A 1,081-nucleotide genomic window follows, 5' to 3' on the forward strand; every position below is an offset into this window, starting at 1 on the left:
CTAGGGCCTGTGTGATGTCGTGATCATTCGGTGGTCTTGATCAGGTCGTCGACCCAGATCATTGCGGCTCGGAGGTGGAGGCCGGCGAGGTAGCTGTCGGGGCTCTTGTCGCAGCGGGTGGCGATGCCTCGCCAGGCCTTGAGCTTGTTGATCAGGCGCTCGACCGTGTTCCGTTCCTTGTACAGGTCGGCGTCGTGGCTGAAGGGTCGGCCGCCTCGTGCGCCCTTCTTCTTGCGGTTGGCGGCCTGGTCCCGCTTTTCCGGGATGACGGCCTTGATTCCGCGTTTGCGCAGGTAGGAGCGATTTCCGCGGGACGAGTAGGCCTTGTCTGCGGCGACCGCGCCGGGCTTGGTGCGGGGACGGCCGACAGGCAGGTGGACTCTCACCCGCGCGAGCACGGGGATGAACTGCGGGCTGTCCCCGGCCTGTCCGGCAGTCAGGACCAGCGCAAGCGGACGGCACCTGCGGTCTGCGGCGAGATGGACCTTGCTGGTCAGGCCGCCCCGGGACCTGCCGAGCAGGGCTTCCTTCAGGCGGAGCTTGCGTCTGCGTCGGATGCGCCGGCGTTCGACCTGTCCGTTCTGTTCCTCCAGTCCGCCCCCTTTTGCCGAGCCGCTTCCTGCTCCTGCGCGGCTTCTTCCAGGGCCTCCATGAGGTGCTTGCTGACGCGCATCCCTGCAGCGTCATGGTGGGCGCGGACCGTTGTGGAGTCCACGCTGACCAGCGACAAGTCCGTTCTCCCCACGCGAGCCCCCTCTGCGATCAGGCCTTCGAGCAGGGCAGTGAAGACACCGGCGTCCCGCCAGACGCGGAAGCGTCCGTAGACGGTGGCCCACGGGCCGAACTCGGCAGGCATCTCCCGCCACTGGGCACTGGACCGGAACCGCCAGATCACACCCTCGAACTGTTCCCGCAACCGCTCCGGGTACGGGCCGTACCTACCGATCGGCAGGTACGGCTCGATGAACTTCCACTGGGCATTGGTGAGTTGCCTGCGTGTCACGACCACAGTCCTACCGGATTCCACCCCGGGAACAGAGCAGAACTCAGCAGCTGATCACGACATCACACAGGCCCTAGG

General features: G+C 66.3%; 1 pseudogene. It reads right to left on the reverse strand.

The window, feature by feature from the left end:
• Positions 1–23: 23 nt before the first annotated feature.
• Positions 24–1,003: pseudogene (locus ACWEN3_RS46855) on the reverse strand (IS5 family transposase).
• Between the last annotated feature and the right edge of the window lie 78 nt (positions 1,004–1,081).

The organism is Streptomyces sp. NPDC004561, assembly GCF_053602155.1.